The 2,309-nt window shown below is 32.9% G+C and carries 4 protein-coding genes; 1 reads left to right on the top strand and 3 read right to left on the bottom strand.

Going from position 1 to position 2,309, the window contains the following annotated elements; genetic code table 11:
* Positions 1–25: 25 nt before the first annotated feature.
* Positions 26–358, bottom strand: a complete 333-nt coding sequence (gene mobC, locus FTV32_RS16615; RefSeq protein ID WP_179996688.1) for a plasmid mobilization relaxosome protein MobC — start codon at positions 356–358, stop codon at positions 26–28.
* Positions 359–565: 207 nt separating this feature from the next.
* On the opposite strand from mobC, the gene FTV32_RS16610 reads away from it, so the two are divergent.
* Positions 566–1,390, top strand: coding sequence for a hypothetical protein (locus FTV32_RS16610; protein WP_179991777.1), 825 nt, complete (start codon positions 566–568; stop codon positions 1,388–1,390).
* Between the two features lie 90 nt (positions 1,391–1,480).
* Here the strand turns inward: FTV32_RS16610 and FTV32_RS16605 are convergent, their stop codons facing one another.
* Entirely contained in the window at positions 1,481–1,666 is a 186-nt protein-coding gene (locus FTV32_RS16605) for a hypothetical protein (RefSeq protein WP_257227650.1), read from the bottom strand.
* A gap of 183 nt (positions 1,667–1,849) precedes the next feature.
* The coding region (locus tag FTV32_RS16600) for a helix-turn-helix domain-containing protein (RefSeq protein WP_180029132.1) at positions 1,850–2,309 on the bottom strand (460 nt) is incomplete at its 5' end.

The raw sequence follows: 2,309 nt of genomic DNA, 5'->3' as shown, positions 1-2,309 counted from the left end.
ACCACCGCCCTTATTTCCCAAAAATTTAACGATCATAGTTGGCTAAAATTCCTTGTAGTTGTTCTCGAATAACTGCCAACTCTGCAAAGGCTCTAAGTTTTTCTATATCAGATTCCACAGTATTTACTTGTCTCGCAATCTGATTGAGATTGCCCCCAATGCGTCCTAATGCTGCTAATAGCTGAGGATCTGCCGCTTTATAATTTCTTCTTTTATTTGGCTTCTCATCTAGACAAGTATTTCGAATCCAAGTTGCAAGCTCTCCACCTTCCATACGCTCCAGTAAGGCTTGATGTTCCGCTTCTGTTAAACGGACTTTGATCTCTTTTTTTCTTTTGATTATGTCTTTCTTAGTCATGACTCAATCTGCTTCATGGATTGGATCGGCTTTTTTTATGAGGACAAATTGCCAAGTAAAGGCAATTTACCGCAATAGAAAAAGGCGAAAAGAGGGTCAAGGGATTCTTCCCTTGCAAGGCACAAAAGGTAATCTAGCGAAAACTTTAGTTTTTGTATAGAGTACCCTTTGTGTGTCCTTGCCCTTAAAAAAATTTAGAGTAACCATATGAATAAAATTAATTTACTAGATCATCTAAATAATATAATTTGTCAAAATTTTCTTGCTGAAGAAATAGATTTCTGTACGAATAGTTGTTTAATACTTCAATACTTAAATTTTTTGGAAAGAAGAATTCCCGAAAAAACTCGTAATTGTTTACAAACTTCAGCTTTTAAAGAAGATTTCAAAAAACTAACAACTGACTTACAAAAAGGATTTTTCAAACTAAAAAAAGAAATAGAAAATGGAGAAAATTTAAATAAATATCAAAGTACAAGAATATGTGAAGCTAGTTATACAGATAACCTTTACTTACATGAAAAACTAATACATTTTCATTTGAAATCTGACATGTATCCTAGAAATCCAAAATTTATAGACCGCTCTGGCAGCATAGCAATAGTTCTGATAAATTTTGAAGAAGTAATTTTTATTAAAATAAAAAACCATGGAGGAGATACATGGACAAGCAACGAATACATTAAAATCTTAGATAAAGAATTCCCACAAGCTATTAAAAAGAAAAAACTTATTGGCATAAAAAGCGATAATTATACAAAAAGGGAAATAAATAATTTAAGAAATAAAGGAGCAATATACATTACAGGAAACGAAAATGAAGACGGCTACTGCAACACACTAGACCCAATAAAATCTTTAAACAATAAAGGTAAATTAGATCAAACAAAATATTCACATCTAAAAATAAAAGAAAAGCTATTAAAAGACATAGAAAAGTTAAGCACCAACTTAGAAAATAGTTCACCAGAAGAAATCAAAATACAGATAAAAGAGCTGATATCTGATTTAGGCTCACTTTCCGCTTTTTAATGCGCTTTCGTACGTTAATGACAGAAAATAGTACTTCTGCAAATTTGTTTTCATTAACGTACGATTTTAGATTTTAAGAATTACATACAATTAATTACTAACTGGCTCATCAAACCAACCTTCAATATAAGTACCTTCAGTACCTGTTTGCTTCACTCCACAGTAGAAATTGAGGTTCGTATCTCCAAGATATCCAGTAACTTTCTCCGGTGTATCTGTCATCGGTCTAAGAGTCTGGCCTGATCTATTTTTAATCGTCTCAAGACATTGTGACATGGAGCTAAATTTTCCACCCATTAGTTGAGTTTCAGATTCAGCACTACAACCAACGATAAAAAGAGTAATACTTGCTAATAGAATGTTTTTCATAGTTATTTGTCTTACGATTTAACGAAGTAATATAGTAGCGTATACACTCATTCTTTTATCAATTTATCTGATTTTTTTCTAAATAAGCTATCAAACATCATTTTTTATCCAGTTCCTAATTGTTCTATCAGTAACCATTAATTCAGTTGCTATCTGCTTTTGAGTCATACCCTCTTTCATCATTGCTAAAGCCTTAACTCTTTTAGAAGCATAATTATCCGATCTAATTTTCCCCCCCTTTAGACCACCTAGCTTTCCTTTTCGGCTTTGACGATCAATAAACTCTTGATAGCAGTAGGCATCCTTTTTCCAACAATATGTGGCGATACTCTTAGCTGTAGCTTTGATTTCTGAATAGGGTAATGCTTCTAAAAACGCCTCATTTACGCTTAGACAGTGTTTTACTACTTCATCTAGCCAAGTAGTATAAATACCACCTCTATGTGCTCTAATCGCTTTATATGCCCATTTACGCACTGTATCGAACATAGTGCAGTTACGCCCAAGCCCTGAAACTTCCTGTTTTTTGCTTAATTTCTTTGGTAATTCT

It is taken from the genome of Acinetobacter sp. YH16032 (genome assembly GCF_013417345.1).
GTDB lineage: Bacteria > Pseudomonadota > Gammaproteobacteria > Pseudomonadales > Moraxellaceae > Acinetobacter.
The sequence above is the reverse complement of the archived record's forward strand: the minus strand, read 5'-3'. Positions and strand labels throughout refer to the sequence as shown.